General features: G+C 47.7%; 12 protein-coding genes. 4 read left to right on the plus strand and 8 right to left on the minus strand.

Annotated features, from left to right (window positions below; all coding sequences use genetic code 11):
- The coding region (locus QUB44_RS21905) for a DUF4347 domain-containing protein (protein ID WP_333370738.1) at positions 1–3,242 on the minus strand (3,242 nt) is incomplete at its 3' end.
- A 989-nt stretch (positions 3,243–4,231) separates the two neighbouring features.
- On the minus strand, positions 4,232–4,606 hold the full coding sequence (ebsA, locus tag QUB44_RS21910) for a type IV pilus biogenesis protein EbsA (protein WP_006634686.1): 375 nt from the start codon (positions 4,604–4,606) through the stop codon (positions 4,232–4,234).
- A gap of 246 nt (positions 4,607–4,852) precedes the next feature.
- Here ebsA and QUB44_RS21915 point away from each other — a divergent pair, with 246 nt between their 5' ends.
- The 3 genes from QUB44_RS21915 to QUB44_RS21925 all read left to right on the plus strand — a co-directional run bounded on the left by QUB44_RS21915 (position 4,853) and on the right by QUB44_RS21925 (position 8,917).
- A complete protein-coding gene (locus QUB44_RS21915) occupies positions 4,853–6,370 on the plus strand; it encodes a glycosyltransferase family 2 protein (RefSeq protein WP_333370740.1) in 1,518 nt (505 codons plus the stop codon).
- Positions 6,371–6,707: 337 nt separating this feature from the next.
- Positions 6,708–7,937, plus strand: coding sequence for a succinate--CoA ligase subunit beta (locus QUB44_RS21920; protein WP_333370742.1), 1,230 nt, complete (start codon positions 6,708–6,710; stop codon positions 7,935–7,937).
- Positions 7,938–8,020: 83 nt separating this feature from the next.
- Positions 8,021–8,917 (plus strand): CoA-binding protein, encoded by an 897-nt coding sequence (locus tag QUB44_RS21925; protein WP_333370744.1) that lies wholly within the window; start codon positions 8,021–8,023, stop codon positions 8,915–8,917.
- A gap of 143 nt (positions 8,918–9,060) precedes the next feature.
- Here QUB44_RS21925 and QUB44_RS21930 read toward each other — a convergent pair whose 3' ends face one another.
- Entirely contained in the window at positions 9,061–9,762 is a 702-nt protein-coding gene (locus tag QUB44_RS21930; protein WP_333370746.1) for an alpha/beta hydrolase, read from the minus strand.
- Positions 9,763–10,037: 275 nt separating this feature from the next.
- Between QUB44_RS21930 and hpsL the strand changes: the two genes are divergently transcribed.
- Positions 10,038–11,702: a hormogonium polysaccharide biosynthesis protein HpsL gene (gene hpsL / locus QUB44_RS21935; RefSeq protein ID WP_333370748.1), complete on the plus strand. Its 1,665-nt coding sequence runs from the start codon at positions 10,038–10,040 to the stop codon at positions 11,700–11,702.
- A gap of 141 nt (positions 11,703–11,843) precedes the next feature.
- Here hpsL and QUB44_RS21940 read toward each other — a convergent pair whose 3' ends face one another.
- From QUB44_RS21940 to QUB44_RS21960, 5 genes are all read right to left on the minus strand, one after another.
- On the minus strand, positions 11,844–12,329 hold the full coding sequence (locus QUB44_RS21940) for a hypothetical protein (RefSeq protein ID WP_333370750.1): 486 nt from the start codon (positions 12,327–12,329) through the stop codon (positions 11,844–11,846).
- Complete coding sequence (locus QUB44_RS21945) at positions 12,326–12,982, minus strand: hypothetical protein (RefSeq protein ID WP_333370752.1); 657 nt, start codon at positions 12,980–12,982, stop codon at positions 12,326–12,328. Before QUB44_RS21945 ends, QUB44_RS21940 begins: the two co-directional genes overlap by 4 nt.
- A 161-nt stretch (positions 12,983–13,143) precedes the next feature.
- Complete coding sequence (locus QUB44_RS21950) at positions 13,144–13,590, minus strand: hypothetical protein (RefSeq protein WP_333370754.1); 447 nt, start codon at positions 13,588–13,590, stop codon at positions 13,144–13,146.
- Positions 13,587–14,459, minus strand: a complete 873-nt coding sequence (locus tag QUB44_RS21955) for a ParA family protein (protein WP_333370756.1) — start codon at positions 14,457–14,459, stop codon at positions 13,587–13,589. The genes QUB44_RS21950 and QUB44_RS21955 overlap by 4 nt, the downstream gene beginning before the upstream one ends.
- Before the next feature lie 137 nt (positions 14,460–14,596).
- On the minus strand, positions 14,597–15,142 hold the full coding sequence (locus tag QUB44_RS21960) for a hypothetical protein (RefSeq protein ID WP_333370758.1): 546 nt from the start codon (positions 15,140–15,142) through the stop codon (positions 14,597–14,599).
- Positions 15,143–15,304 lie beyond the last annotated feature (162 nt).

Genomic DNA, 15,304 nt, shown 5'->3' on the forward strand with positions numbered 1-15,304 from the left:
GCCGTCGAGGTAGCTGTGTCGTTGTCGGCGATGGTGACAGTAACTGGTGCGATCGCCACTGGCAAGTATTCGGCCGCGCTGCCTCCTGCCACGCTGTGATTGATCGTGCCTGTGTGCGCTCCTTCTACAACAGTGTCGTCGGTTGCTGTCACCGTTACTGTTTGCGGGACATTCCAGTTAGCCGGAGTGAAAACGAGCGGCGCGATCGCATTTATTTGACTGCCGGCAGCGACATTGACGGTAACGTTAGCTGTCGGTTGAGTGTTGAGGGAGACTTCGTAACTGTCTGTCGCGCCGCCTTCGGCAGCAGTCGTGCTCGCAGGAGTAATTGTGATGCTGGGCGTATTGGGAGTAGCGACATCGTTATCGGTGATGCTGACTGTTACCGGCGCGATCGTCACAGGCAGATATTCCGCCGCACTGTCGGCGGCAATGCTGTGGTCGATCGTACCTGTGTGCAGCCCTTCGACTAAACTGTCGTCGGTAGCTTCCACCGTGACTATCTGCGGTAGGTTCCAGTTATCTGAGGTGAAAGTAAATGTGGAAATCGAATCGATTTGAATGCCCGTATTAAAGTTGACATTAACAGGCGCAGTCGGTTTGCTAGTCAGCGCTACCTTGTAACTGCCTGTGGCGCCGCCTTCGGTAGCAGTCGTGCTGGCAGGAGTAATTGTGACTCCGGCGGTATCGTTGTCGGTAATTTGGGCTGTCACCGAGGCAGTAGCAATCAGGTTGTATTGAGCGTCTGTACTGGTGACTTGGTGTGCGATCGTACTGGAGTGCGTGCCTTGAGCCACACCATCGTCCACGGCTTGCACATTCACCAGTTGAGGCACGTTCCAGTTGTCGGGAGTAAATTTCAGAGCGATCGGGATCCCACCTCCAATCCCCACGTCGCTTTGGGCATCTGGCGAGGCGGTGACAGTAACATCGGCAGCAGGCTTGGTGGTCAATACCGCCGTATAGATATCCGTAGCCCCACTTTCGCCGATTTTGGTGGTGCCGCCAGTTTCGGTAATTTTTACGCTCGGCGTGTCGTTGTCGGTAATTGGCAAAGTCAGATTGGCAACATCAGTGCCGTCCAGCGTCACGGGCACAGCGCCGTCGTAATTAGCGTCTCCACTGGTGACACTGCCGGTAATCGTGCTGCTGTGAGGGCCTTCGGCTAAGGCATCGTCCGCTGCTCGGACAGTGATAGTTTGAGGGACGTTCCAGTTGCTCGGAGTAAAGTTGAAGCTGACGGGGTTTCCTGCCCCCGTCCCCAAGTCTGTCTGGGTGTCGGGTTTAAGAGTAAAGATTACCAGTTCGGTGGGCTGACTTCTGAGCGCTACTCTGTAAGTGTTGGGGCTGCCGCCTTCTGCCAGAGCGGTGTTTGTAGGCTCTGAGGTGACAACAATGCCTCTGGTATCATTGTCGGCGATCGTCAGGCTGGCTGTATCTGAGGAGCCGAGAATGTAGTTGGTGCCCGGAGCGATGGTGAATATGACATTTTCATTGGGGTCAAAAATATTGTCATCAATCGGAGTAATTGTCAGATCGACGCTTGTCTGCCCAGCCGGAATGATCACTGTGCCGCTAGTTGGCGTGAAGTTGGTGTTAGTACCCGTTGCAGTATAGTCAGTGGTAAAGGTGGCAGACCCCGCTACATTGAAATTGAAAGAAAGCTGTCCGTCGCTGTTGGCGGTGCGGGTGATTCTAAAGGTCCCTGGAATCGAACCAGCTTCTGCCGGACTACCCAGTGGGGTAATGCTGAGGACGGGGAGATTTACTTCATTTGGCGGTAGCGTCCCAAATATGGTGGTTGTGGCGTAGCTAGTAGACTGATTACCTTCAAGCGAAAATCTATTTCGCAGGGCCAGGGTCAGGTCGTAGGGGCCTGTGCCAACTGGGAGAGGGTCGACAAATTGATCTGCATCCAGGTCGTCGCCGTATACTGAGTCGTCTAGCGCACCGCCGAGGGTAATCTTGTCGCGCAACTCTACGAATTCGTCAATTTCGTAGCGGCCCGGTAAGGCATTTGACCCCCCTATACCAGTAATCCCGACAAAGGTCGCTGGTGTTGCAGGATCGTCTCCGCTGTCCGTTTCAAAGAGAATTTCCTCCGTACCTGAAACACGACGACCGCCAGTGTCTGCAATAGAGCCATCAAATTGCAAGTCGCCGTCAACATAACGCATTAACTCAAAGTCTACTCTTGTATTTCCAGGGTTTGTAATCCTGTAGGTTTGAGTTAAAAGACTCCCTTTCCTGTCCCCATTTACTACTAGGTCTGTAACCGTCTGAGTCAGTACAAAATTAAGACCACCAAAATTGAAGGTGCTTGTAGCAGTGGTTGCAGTTGCATTTGGGTTAAAGACTGGATTGAGTCCGCCTGTATTGCCGATGGAGCCGGTAGTCAGAAAAGTATATCCTCCTGTACCGCCCACCCTCATGGCTACCCCAGACTGAAAAGTGGTGCTCGCGGCTGCTGAGGGACCGAGGGGGTCATAATTCGCACCTGAAGCACCTCCAGTGCCACCAACAGCGGAGCCAAAAGACCCAAAGGCATCTACTCCGACTGTAAGGCCTCCATCCCCTGCTGCTGTATTCAAGGTAGGTAAGGTAAAGGCATAATTTTTCAGTGTTTCAGGTTGAATTGCTAAAGCTATTTCAATTTGGCCTGTGGTTGTCTGAAGCTGCCAATCTCCTCCTAAAGCTGCACTCCCGGTCAAGGTTGTAGAAGCTGCGATTTTTTTCCCTGTAAGCCGGCTTATTTGCTCCACGAATGCTTTGCCCCAGCCTGCTGCAACACTGCAACCGTAAAGCAGAATCTCTGCTTTTGCACTCAGCGATTCTGCCCATTTTTTCAGTTGGCTGGTGTAGGAGTTGAGAGTATCTAAACTTAATTGAGCTGTGCCTAATTGCAAGCTGCCCGGACTGCCGTGGCAGATGACGTGCAGTGCAGATACCTCCTGACAACCGGCCAGATACTCGCTAATCTGGGCAATACCGTCTTGGTTCGAGTCGAGGATAACTGTTGTGATTCCGGGTTTGACTCCGGCAACTAAGGTTTGGTAATCTGCAACGGCTGTGTCTATAAAAACAATCTCTGAAATTTCTGGGCCCAAAGTGCCGATCACCTGCTGAGAATCCGCAGGTTTTGCACTACCAGGGGCGACATTTGCTGCGTCTTCAATAGTAAATTGGGTCGGGCGATCGCTAATTAAAGAATCTGTATAGAGTTCCTGGGTGAGCGGAGTCATAATATACCTCTGGCAAAAATTCGTAGGTTTTCATTTGTAGCTACAATATCTTCTTATATGTAGCGTTCTCTCTGTTATGCACTTACTCAAAATTATCTAGGAGTAATTACAATAACTGATATTTGGCGTTTTTATACTTAAGTGTTTGCTAAATAGCTGCTAGAAGGAATTGCTATAATTTAATTCGGCTTTCAGCCACTTCCTTGCAAAATTTAAGCATGACAGTACGATCGCCCTAATGGCGTTTGAGAAATTGTCTCAGAGAACCCATAACAAAAAAAATCAGGACTTATATTAAATCCCTTCGATCGCAAGATTACTTAAAACTCTTGCTGATGACACGTGGGATTATTTAATCTATTTTCGTAGAAATTAACTCATCCTAATTTGGTTCTCATCCTCGCATATGTCAGTAATATTGCTGAGTTTTTTTACAAAAATTAATACATGGAAAAAGTTCGGAGTTTGGTGCGAAAAATGTGTCTTGCCTCACATTTTGCACCTATCCGAAATAGGTTTTTGCGCTTTTCCCACAACAAATACAGCAGTTTTAAATTGGATGAAATACAGGTAGGGACTCAGGTAAAGCCTGAGTCCCTACGCGAAATCTGTATCACGCTCAACAGAGAACTGCGGTAGATTTACTTACTTTACCAATGGGGATAAGTGCTGGCTCCCAAAGGGATTATTGAGAATGATCCAAGAACTCACTTACTATTTCCGCTTCTCAAATAGGGCTGGCGCACCAATCATGTAATGTTGCCGTCGTGGCTTTACACTATTGGTGCGCCAGTTATAGCGCCCGTCAATCGATTTTAGATTTTAGATTTTAGATTTTAGATTGAAGAAAGCGACCCCACTGATAAATCCAGGGGCTGTTGATCGGGAGCGAGGAGCTTTTTTATCGATCCCCGAATCAATCCGGGGGCCCCGGATTAAATTGCTTGATTGTCAATGGCGGACTTTCGGGAGTGCGGCTGCGGTGAAAGTTATTCATCCATTCGCATCAGCTTGCGGTAAAACGTTTTAGAAAAATCGACGGTACGAGTTCGCTGAAATGTCAGAAGTACCTCAATTAAGCAACTAACAAACTCAGAGCTTTGCATAGTCACTTCGTAGCTGAGTTCAGCATTGCCGTCAAATAACACCCGACAGCGGGTTAAGTCGATCGGCAGCGACGAGATATTCCAACTAGCGACAAAGGGCACGCTCTCCCCGCCGTCAATTTTTCTTGCCCCCTCCAAGCTTTTGAGCTTGTAGAGGCCAATAGCGTGCGGTAAAAACTTGCGCCTGGGCTCTTGACAGAAAGGCGCGTAGACTTTCACTTCTTTGTCATCGGCTGGCTTGAGTTGAGGAATAGACATATTTCCACCTCAGACAATTATTACTAACAGATAGTTTAGATCCCCAGAAAAAACTAGCAGATATTCCTGGTCGATCGCAAGCAAAAGTCAACCCAAATACTCTATGCAGTGCCCCTTTACCAGGGCCGTACAAGCACCGAACCCGCTGGTTGTCCTCCCGTCCGCTTTCGACAAAAGTCCAGAAACTGATACAGTAGATGCTTATATCTAAAATCAAAAACTATTGGTGGTTGAATCAAGTAACCTATGCAGGAGAGTTCTTGGCCAGAAAACGACGCTCGCAGCGAGCTTAACTTGGACATCTCTGATTTAGCTCAAGAAGAGCTCAAGAGTTTGACCTCGCACTCGAAGCTCAGCAAAGTATTTGCTATACCAGACATTGGCGACAGGGTGTTTGACGCGGAAACAAAAGCAGAGCTCCCGGTTGCGGTGTCTGTGCCGGGAACTCCCTCTTTTCCTCAAAATCTGTACCGGGGACGTCGCGGAAAAGCCGCCGCAGTGTTGACTGCGATTTGGGCCGGCACGATCGCCCTGCACTTGATTTCTTGGGGTGCGTGGGTAGTGTGGGGGTTGACGGGACTGCTGTGGATGCACGCATTTCGAGTTTTGTTTGCTTCGCCCAAGCCCGCACTGCCGCCTCTTGCCGATGAAAGTCGAGAGGATTGGCCTTATGTGTCGCTGCTGGTGGCCGCGAAAAATGAGGAGGCGGTGATTGCCCGATTCGTAGAATCCATCTGCAATGTAGACTATCCCATCGACCGCTACGAAGTTTGGGCGATCGACGATCACAGCAGCGACGCCACGCCGCTAGTATTGGAAAAGCTAACCAAAAAGTACCCCCAGCTCAAAGTATTTCGCAGAGGAGCAAATGCCAGCGGCGGCAAGTCGGGAGCCCTGAATCAAGTGTTACCGCTGACTCGCGGGGAATTTGTCGGAATATTTGACGCCGACGCGACGGTAACGCCGGATTTGCTGCGCCGGGTGCTGCCAGCGTTTCATGGAGAAAAGGTAGGGGCTGTGCAAGTCAGAAAAGCCATCGCCAATGCTTCGGTAAATTTTTGGACTCGTGGCCAAGAAGCAGAAATGGCTCTAGACAGTTTTTTCCAGCAGCAGCGGATTGCGATCGGCGGCATTGGAGAATTGCGCGGTAACGGCCAATTCATGCGTCGCACCGCCTTGGAAAGCTGCGGAGGCTGGAACGAGGAGACGATTACCGACGACCTGGATTTGACGGTGAGGCTGCACCTAGACCGATGGGACATTGAATTTCTCGCTTTCCCAGCCGTGTCAGAAGAAGGAGTCACTAACGCTCGCGCTCTGTGGCACCAGCGCAATCGCTGGGCAGAAGGCGGCTATCAGCGTTATCTTGACTACTGGCGGCTAATTTTGCGGAACCGCATGGGAACTGGGAAAACTTGGGATTTATTTGGATTTTGGGTGTCTCAATATTTCTTACCCACAGTAGCGCTACCCGACTTTGTGATGTCAATTGCGCTGCGCCGGATGCCGATCGCCAGTCCCATAACTTTTATGACCCTTACATTGTCGGTGGTGGGAATGTTTGTCGGTTTGCGCCGCACTCGCAAAGAGACCAAATTTGACGTTAAAAGAGTTTTTCTCACCTTGCTGCAAACGCTGCGGGGTACTGTGTATATGTTCCACTGGCTGCTGGTAGGGACTGTGACGGCTCGGATTGCGGTACGGCCAAAGCGGCTGAAATGGGTTAAAACCGTCCATCAAGGCGCTGCTAGTAGCATCAAGTAAACAATTAGCAGAAATATCTGGGCACAGTATTGCCCAAAGTCCGAACATTTTCGGACACAAAAAAACACCAACTATCGCCAAATATGTCCCCGCCAGAGCCGGCAATAAAATTTGGCAATTCCGAGAAAAAAACACTTGGCAACAGCTTAGGTAATAGGTAATCGGTGAGCGGTAATAGCGAATAGGTAATCGGCAATACAAAAGTCGAAAATTAAAAGATAAAAGCGAGAAATTTTAACTTTTAACTTGACAAAAAACCAATTACTATCTATTAATTATGAATTGCCAATTAGGACGAATTGCTTGTTGCCAACTACCCGTCACCCGTAATTGATAAATGGATTTGTTAGAGTACCAAGCTAAATCTTTATTTCGCCAGATGGCAATTCCGATTTTGCCGTCGCAGCAGATTGACAATCCCGCCGACCTCAAAGGACTGAAAATTCCTTACCCCGTTGTACTCAAATCGCAAGTGCGGGCTGGGGGACGGGGCAGGGCAGGCGGTATCAAGTTTGTAGAAAATACGATCGATGCAGTAGCTGCAGCCCAAACAATTTTTAATTTGCCGATCGAGGAGGAATATCCCCAAGTCCTGCTGGCAGAAGCAAAGTATAACGCCGACCAAGAATTGTACTTAGCGGTACTCCTAGACCCCGTAGCGCGACGCCCGGTTCTTTTGGGTTCGAGCCAAGGAGGTATGGATGTCGAAGGGTCGATCGAGCAAATGCAGCAAGTTGCCGTAGATCAAGAATTTTCCCCATTCTACGCGAGGCGTCTGGCGCTGAAAATGGGATTGCAGGGAGACTTGATTCAATCGGTGAGCACCATTGTCGAAAAAATGTACCGGCTGTTTGCCGAAAAAGATTTAGATTTAGTAGAAATCAATCCTCTCGGCATCAGTCCAAGGGGAGAGGTAATGGCTTTAGACGGTAAAGTCACCGCCAACGACGATGCCTTGGGACGACATCCAGATTTGGCAGCACTCTCGGAGAAGAAGCAAAGCAGCGGGTTGGCACGGGAAAGAAGAAGTCCCCATGCTGGGGGTGATCGCTCCCATTCCCACTCGAAGGTTCAGCAGTCGCCGGAGTTTGACCCCAAATCTAAATCCCCAATCTCGAATTCCGAATCCCTGCAATTAATCGAACTAGACGGGAATATCGCGATTTTGTGCAACGGAGTGGGCCTGACAATGGCAACTTTAGATGCTGTAACCCACCAAGGAGGAAAACCCGCTAATTTTGTGAATATTGGTTCCCTAGACCGCTACTATGCAGCAAATGCCCTGCGCGATCGCGTGGAGTTGGGTCTGGAGTTAGTCGCTCAGGATAAAAGCGTTAAGGTGATACTTGTAAATATTTTGGGCAGCGCCTCCAAGACGGAGGAAATAACCGCTGCAGTAGCCGGCTATTTGGAACGGAAAGCTCGCGCTAACCGCCACATCCAAGTTGTGCTGCGGCTGGTAGAGATCGATGCTGATGCTGTTAAAAAGCGTTTGGGACAGTTGCCGGTGCAGCTAGCTAGCACTTTGGATGAGGCCGCGGCCGCTTCTGTATCCTCCGCCAAGTAGCGACAGTCGATCGGCAAAAGACGAGAGTTATGGACAGACGAAGGCCTTCTGCTTTTTAAAGATCGAGTGTCAAGTGGGAAAAAATGAATTTAACTCCTGAAAGCAAAGTCCTAGTACAGGGCATTACAGAATCTCCCGCGTCCACCCGCGCCGCCCTGATGATGAAAGCATACGGCACGAATGTAGTCGCCGGTGTTAGTCCCGGTCGGGGGGGGCTGGAAGTGGAGGGAATTCCGATTTTTGATTTGGTAGAACAAGCAGTGGCTGCAGTGGGTCACGTTGACACTGCGGTAATTTTGGTAGACGCTTACTCGGTGCTGGATGCTGCTTTAGAAGCGATCGCCGGAGGAATTCGGCAAATCGCGATCGTTACTGGGGGAGTGCCTCCTCTGGATATGGTGCACTTAGTTAGAAAAGCAGAAGCCACCGAAACTTTGGTAATCGGGCCCAACAGTCCGGGGATTATTGTCCCCGACAAACTGCTGCTGGGAACTCACCCCAAGGAATTTTACACTCCCGGCCCGGTGGGAGTGATCAGCCGCAGCAGCACTTTGACTTACGAAGTTGCCCTAGAACTGACGGAGGCTGGCTTGGGACAGTCGATGGCGGTTTGTATTGGCTGCGACGCGATTGTCGGTTCTTCTTTTATGCAGTGGCTGCAAATTTTGGACGAAGACGACAGTACGGAAGCGATGGTTTTGGTGGGGGAAGTTGGCGGGTGGAGTGAACAAGCTGCTGCTTCTTACATCGCTTCGGCGATCGACAAACCCGTGGTTGCTTATCTAGCCGGCCGCTACGCTCCCAAGGGGCCGTCTTTGGGCCACGCCGGCATTCTGATCAGTTCTCGGGCGGCTGCCCAGAAAGCCTTTGGAGTTACGGCCCCAAACAAAATGGCTGCCTTTGAAGAGGCGGATATACCTGTGGCGGCTCGACCTTCGGAGGTTCCTAAGTTGCTCAAAAAATTGCTCAAGAAAAATTGATTGCTTTGGGAGTTTTCACAAAAGTCCTAACCCTCTTGGGGGTTGGGATAGGGGTAGTGCGGGGGCGGGTTGGGTCTCAAAAGTGTCTGCAGAATGCCACAACAGCCGCTTCAACCCGCCTTTAGGACACATTTATGATTTTTTTACCAAAGCCCTCTGACTGGCGTCACAGGCTGCGGTGCGGGTGCTGGCAAGGGGGCGACGCGGCGCGGCGCTGGAGGCGGAGTTGTTGGCTGCACGCTGCGGCTAGGTTTGATCGGACTTTCGGGGCGAGTTGTTTCAGTTGTGCGAGTTGTCGATCGCGTCACATCTTCAAGCAGGCTTCGCAGAGTTCCGGCTATACTCTGAACTTTCCCAACAGCGGTGCGAACGCTGGCCACATCTACGTAAACCTCGTTGAGAGGATACTTTTTCAGGATTTCCAGCAGCGATACCTTACCGTCATCCCCGGATGCCAGGATCACCGCTGCCCGCAAAGCTTTCCCACTTTCTGTGCGGCGCTGAGTCCGAATTGCTTGACCGATGTCGTCAGTGATTTTTTCTCCTGGGGTGCTGTAAACTACCCTCGCCAGATTAGCAGGCTTTAAACCAATTTCTAAACCCATGAACCCCCGCAGTATTTGCGCGTCCATTTTGGAGAACCGGATAATTTGTTGGAGAGTTGGCGTCGTCGTGCCGTTTTTAGCAAAGTCTTCTAAGTCGCTGATATTGATGGCTTGTCTGATCGGGCCAAAGGTGAGAACAACTTTTTCTGCCCCTAATGCTCTACTGCTGCTAGATAATATGCTCCCGCTTGTTCCTAAAAGTAGGGCAATGCCGATCGATACAAATTTTGTTAATTTCATATTCACCGCTACATTAAAATTATTTTTTCGAGATTTGTACATTTTTGTACATTATAGATGCAGCAGTTATATTCTACAAGGTCGCCAGTGTAATTTGTGCCTGCGTCACACCCACAATCTCGACCGAGACTTTTTCTCATCTTGACTTTAAGAATAAGTAACCATATCGGCTGACATATTTTTGATTCTCTTCATTCTGCCTTCTACCTTGTACATCAGAGTGCCTTCTACATCAGAGTGCCTTCAGCCTTCTACATAAGTGCCTTTTAGAAGTTATGTTGAAAACCAAGCGCAAATCCAAGAAATCCAAACACAAGCACAGCGAAAAAACCACAGCGCTCAGCAAAAAAGAAGTAGCAGCACAAAAACGCAAAACTTCACAAAAGCGCAATGAATTGGTGCAGGCGATCGCCATAAGCTGCTTAGTCACCGTTGCTCTCAGCATCCCCTTGTTGTTCGTAGCAGGCCCTAAGATTGCGATTGCAGGAGGCGCAGCCGCAGCCATCTTGTTGCTTTCGTACAAATACCCCCGTCAAGCTTTGTGGGCTTTTCTAATTTACCTGCCTTTCAGTGGTACAATTACCTACGCAATTGGCGGCGGCAATGCTGCATTTCAAGTAGCCAAAGATGCTTTCTACATACCAGCTCTCATCGCTCTAATTCAAAGCTGCAAAAAGAAACAGTTGCGCCTCTTCATTCCCAAACAAATGCTTTCTACCTTTAGCATCCTGTTGATGATGGCAATGCTGACTTTAATTTTTGTCAACGGGGAGATGCAGCTCAACCCTAGGGCGGGCGACAAACCAATTCTGCAAGGAATTCTCGGCTTAAAAGTATTGATAGGTTACATACCGCTGATTGCTTGTACCTATTATCTGCTCCGCACTAAGAAGGATTTGGTATTTTTTAGTCGAATGCACATCGTTTTGGCGATCGTTTGCTGCCTTCTCGGTTTGATTCAGTACCTGTTGCTGCAAAGTGGAAAGTGTGCGGGGACCAGAGGAATGACCGGAGCAGAATTATATAAAGCAACGCTGGAAGCTAGATGTTTTGTCGGCGGTTCTTTAGTGTTCAGTCCAGAAGTCAAGTTTGTCCGCTTGCCGGGAACTTTTGTAGCGCCTTGGCAGTGGGCGTGGTTTTTAATTTCTAATGCTTTTTTAACCTTTGCCTCTGCCTTTTGCGATCCTTCATTCTGGTGGCGAGTTATCGGTTTATTTGGCATGGCATTAGTATTTGCCAATGCAGTTATTTCCGGTCAAAGAGCTGCTTTAGTTATGGTTCCCCTTGCTACAGCAATCCTGCTAGTTCTCACCGGTCAATTAGTTAATTTAAAACGATTTATTCCCATCGGTGCAGGACTGGCGATTCTGCTGTTTGTCGGTGCAGCTATTAACCCGGGAATTGTCGAGCAGCGGTGGGAGAGTTTTGTTAGTCGCTGGAATGCTGCACCGCCCCAGCAGTTTCTCTTTAATCAGTTCGAGCAGAGCAAGAATTTTATCATTGATAAACCTCTCGGTAGAGGTGTGGGACGAGCCACTAATTCAACGCGAATATTTGGTACCACACAGCTAATTGAAACTTTCCAGCCTAAGTTGATATACGAACTCGGTTATCCGGGAATGATTAGTTTTCAGGTGATGCTTTTACACTTAGCTTTTCTAAGTTTTAGAGCTTACCGATCTGTCAAGGACAAAAATTTGCGGAGTTACGGAGCTAGTTTTTGGGTGTTTGTTGCATTTATTACGATCAATACTCAATACTATCCGCTGGATGTAGATCCAGTGTCCGTGTATTATTGGGTTTTAGCTGGGGCGATTTTAAAGTTACCCAAAATTGATAAACAGGTGCAGGATGAAAAACACCAAGAAGTTGAGTCAAATGAATTGCAAGTTCACCAGCCATTAAAGGAGAAAAAAATTATTGCATCTTCCCCAATTTGAGAATAGTTTTGAGTGTTGAGTTTGGTGGATTCTTTCTTATTCAGTAACCCGCTTTCGCTCCAAGGCGATGCAAAGATAGCCCGCCCTCTTGGGTTTATCTGTGCTAAAATCCACCCCTACAGCATATTTTGGCTCTTAACTTTACTGCGGTTGCCAAACCGGATGGCTAGCATTCAAATCTTTGTCGTTTGTCAATTTAGTCAATGCCGAACCGTCCCGATCAATTACATACAAGTTGCTTTTGTCTCCTTGGATTTCGTTAAATATAAAAGCGATTTGCTGGCTGTCAGAAGACCAAGCTAATTCTGAAATTCCCGACGGTTCTAGCCGAGGAGCGAGTTGATTTAGCTGGTTCCCGTCAGCATTGATTGTGTAGAGTTTTTGATTATTGAACTCTCCGGCGACGAAGGCAATAAATTTGCCATCCGGCGACCACGAAATTTCGTCGTAGTTTCTTGGTTTTTGGGTGAGGTTCCTGGCTGTCCCCCGGTTAATGTCGAGCAGGTAAATATCTTGCTGTTCGCCTGATGAATCGCCAGGTTTATTGTAATAGTAAGCAATGCGACTGCTGTCTGGCGACCAAAATAGTTTGATGTTGTAAACCTCATGTTGCGGGTTGTTTGTCAAATTTTTGAGGTTGGTTCCATCGGGATTAATTGTGTAAATTTGCTGTTTGGGATAAGCGCCGAACAGGAAAGCAATTTTTGTGCGATCTGGCGACCAAACAAGCTCACTTCCGCGGATACATATTCGCCGGGACTTTTAGTTAGTTTGGTCATTCCCGAACCGTCGGCATTCATTTTATAGATATTTTTATCCTTAACAAATGCTACCTGCTGACCGTCCGGCGAAAGGTAAAATTCTGATGAAATTTCTGTTTTAGGCGGATATCCTCCTACTTCCAAGTTCCTAACTAATTTAGTTCCTTGGATGCCAGAAGTGTCGCTTGTATAAAGTGATTGACTGCCGGGAGCATCAGAGGTAAAACCGTCGCAAGAACGGGCAAAAACAAGTTTCTGGCTGTTGGAAAACCAAGCTGTTGCAAAATTAGCTGCTTTGCAAGAATCCCCAGCAAACTGTTTAGTTAGTCGAGAACCGTCAGCATTGAGTGTATAGATGTCGGTGTCTCCGCTAACGAAAGCCAGTTGCTGGCCGTTGGGCGACCACACTAGGGGAGCGCTAACATCTATATTAGGTGTAAGTTCGCGGCGGGAGGAACCGTTAGCATTGAGGGCAAATAAACTGTTTCGGGGCTCGCTGCCGCGCCTCTGGAGAGCCACAAACGCCAGTCTGCTTGTTTTTTGGGCTGCTGTGGTCGGAGGGCTTTGCAGGCTCAAAAACAAGGTGATTGAGAGTGTTAGGGAGATTAGGGCGATCGAACTAAGTTACAATAATTTATTCAAAGGCATTTTGTTGGTTTATTTGTCTGTTTATCGGTAGTTCACAGTGTTTGTCGGTCTATATGTCTCGACAGCCTCAAACTCTGTTTAATTCGGCCAATAATTAGCTCGAACATTTTTTTGCGGGACGGATTCTTGCTGCTGGGCGGCATCCCTAACTCGCAACACATCAAGTTCAAGTCAGTTGCACTCATGGCCAACAACTTTTGCCTTACCTCTTCTTCATTACCATTCTTAGCTTGTAAACGCAGTTCTTCATAAACTTCGAGAACATTTCCAGTCGCTAAATTAACAGGTTTATTAACATCAGCACCCCTGGGGATATCCGAAGTTTTTGAGCCAGCAGAAATAACTCCCCGCTTGACTTGAGTCTCAAGCCGGGTTAATTTTCGAGCAACGTCCCGCAAGATTTCCTTAAGTTCGCCAATTTCCTCAACTAACGCCCCGCTTTCTTGTTCGGAAGCAGCCAAAGTTTCTTTTTTACTCATTTCAGATACTCCTCACACTCGCGCCATAGTTTTTCAAATTCTCTAACTAATTCTCGCGGCAGTTCTCCCTCATTAATCGCCCGTTTTAACCCGACGCTTTCCCGAATCGTCGATTCTAAGAATCTAACTTCTATGTTATTGTCTTTTGATATCTCATCGCAAAGTCTTTTTACTTCTCTCATGTAAAACTGAACTTCATTTGTCAGCAATCCTCCATAGATTTTAGCTTTATTCATAAACACTGCAATCTTGGGAAACGGATAAGGCTCAATCCGTTTCTGGAGCGAGTTTAAAACTAAACTCAATCCCCTAGAACCAAAATAATCGGGATTGACGGGAATTAATATTAAGTCGCAGCAAGAGAGTACGCTGTAGGTGAGGAGACTGAAGGAAGGCGAACAGTCAAAAAGCATCAAGTCATATTTGGGGAGATTAGCAGAGTTGGCGATTTTGCCGATGAATCTGCGGATAAAGTCTTTAACACTTTTTCCCTCAAATCCATCGATATCTAACCAATACAATTCTTCAACTGAAGGGACAAAATGCAACTGTTCGTCAATCTGATAAATGGTGTCGAAACCAACGGGAAATTTAAAATTATGTCCGGCTTTTTTAAAGACTTCTAGAGCGTCATAAATTGTCAGTCTATGCTTGAGAGATTTTTCGTACCACTTACCAAACTTATCATCTAAATGACCTGTATTTTCGTTAAGTCCGATCGCCTCTGTGAGCGACATTTGCGGATCTAAGTCTAACATCAAGACTTCTAAGTCGGTTCCTTGGGATATAATATTTCCCAGACTCCAAGTGACGGTGGTCTTTCCGACACCGCCTTTGAAGTTGATTACGGCTATTGATTTAGGACTCATGGCTGGCTTTGTTTGGATTTTGCTCAAATTTTTATTAAAACATAACGATCGCCCAATTAGCGTTTGCTAAGTATTATTACTCGAATAATGGCGATCGCCTTGAGTAGGCGATCGCCAAATTAACAGCGAGTCTCTTTTTAGAAAAGAACGTCAGGAAACTTGAAAACGTGACTAGCAATATTCCGCACCTTTACTAATGGAACAGGTAATCCAGTTACACTGTAGCCTCGATTTGGTACTACTTTCTGCGGGAGTTCTGGCTGTTGCTGCAAAACTAACAACCTGAATTTACCCGGTTCGACGACCAATATCTCCTGTTGAGGAATGAAAAATATCCAGAGATCGGCTTGCGAAGTCAATCCCCAACAGGGACGGTTGCGATCGTCAAAAGCCTCAAAAAACAAGTTTCCAGTTTGCTTGGCTTTTAAATCGGTCTTATACTCAGCAGTTGCAGTTGAACCGTTTGGGCGAATTAGTACGCGGTCAATACCTGCTTTCTGATACTGCGGCAAATCTGAGACATCCTCAATGCGATAGCCATGAATCTGCAACCACTGGTCTACGATCGCCTCTCCTGTCTTTCCTACTTTCTTTTGAGTTTGGAAGTCGTATTCCTGTTTTTGGGAAAGCGGGGGTAGTGGCTGGGAGAATTTGGCTTCGTTGTGCTGATTATTGTTGTACATGATTAATTCCGTCAGCTAAGTTTTGAGTAGTGAATCACTACATCCCTAGCTTCGCAGTCACACTTTTAAAGTTCAGCCTAAGTAAGGCAGGGCTATTTCGTTCTAGACAGTAGGCAGGGTTTAGGTTTAGAGTTTAGAAGTCGGATTCACCCTAACTTATGA

The sequence above is a fragment of the Microcoleus sp. AT3-D2 genome (assembly GCF_036705715.1).
Taxonomy (GTDB): domain Bacteria; phylum Cyanobacteriota; class Cyanobacteriia; order Cyanobacteriales; family Microcoleaceae; genus Microcoleus.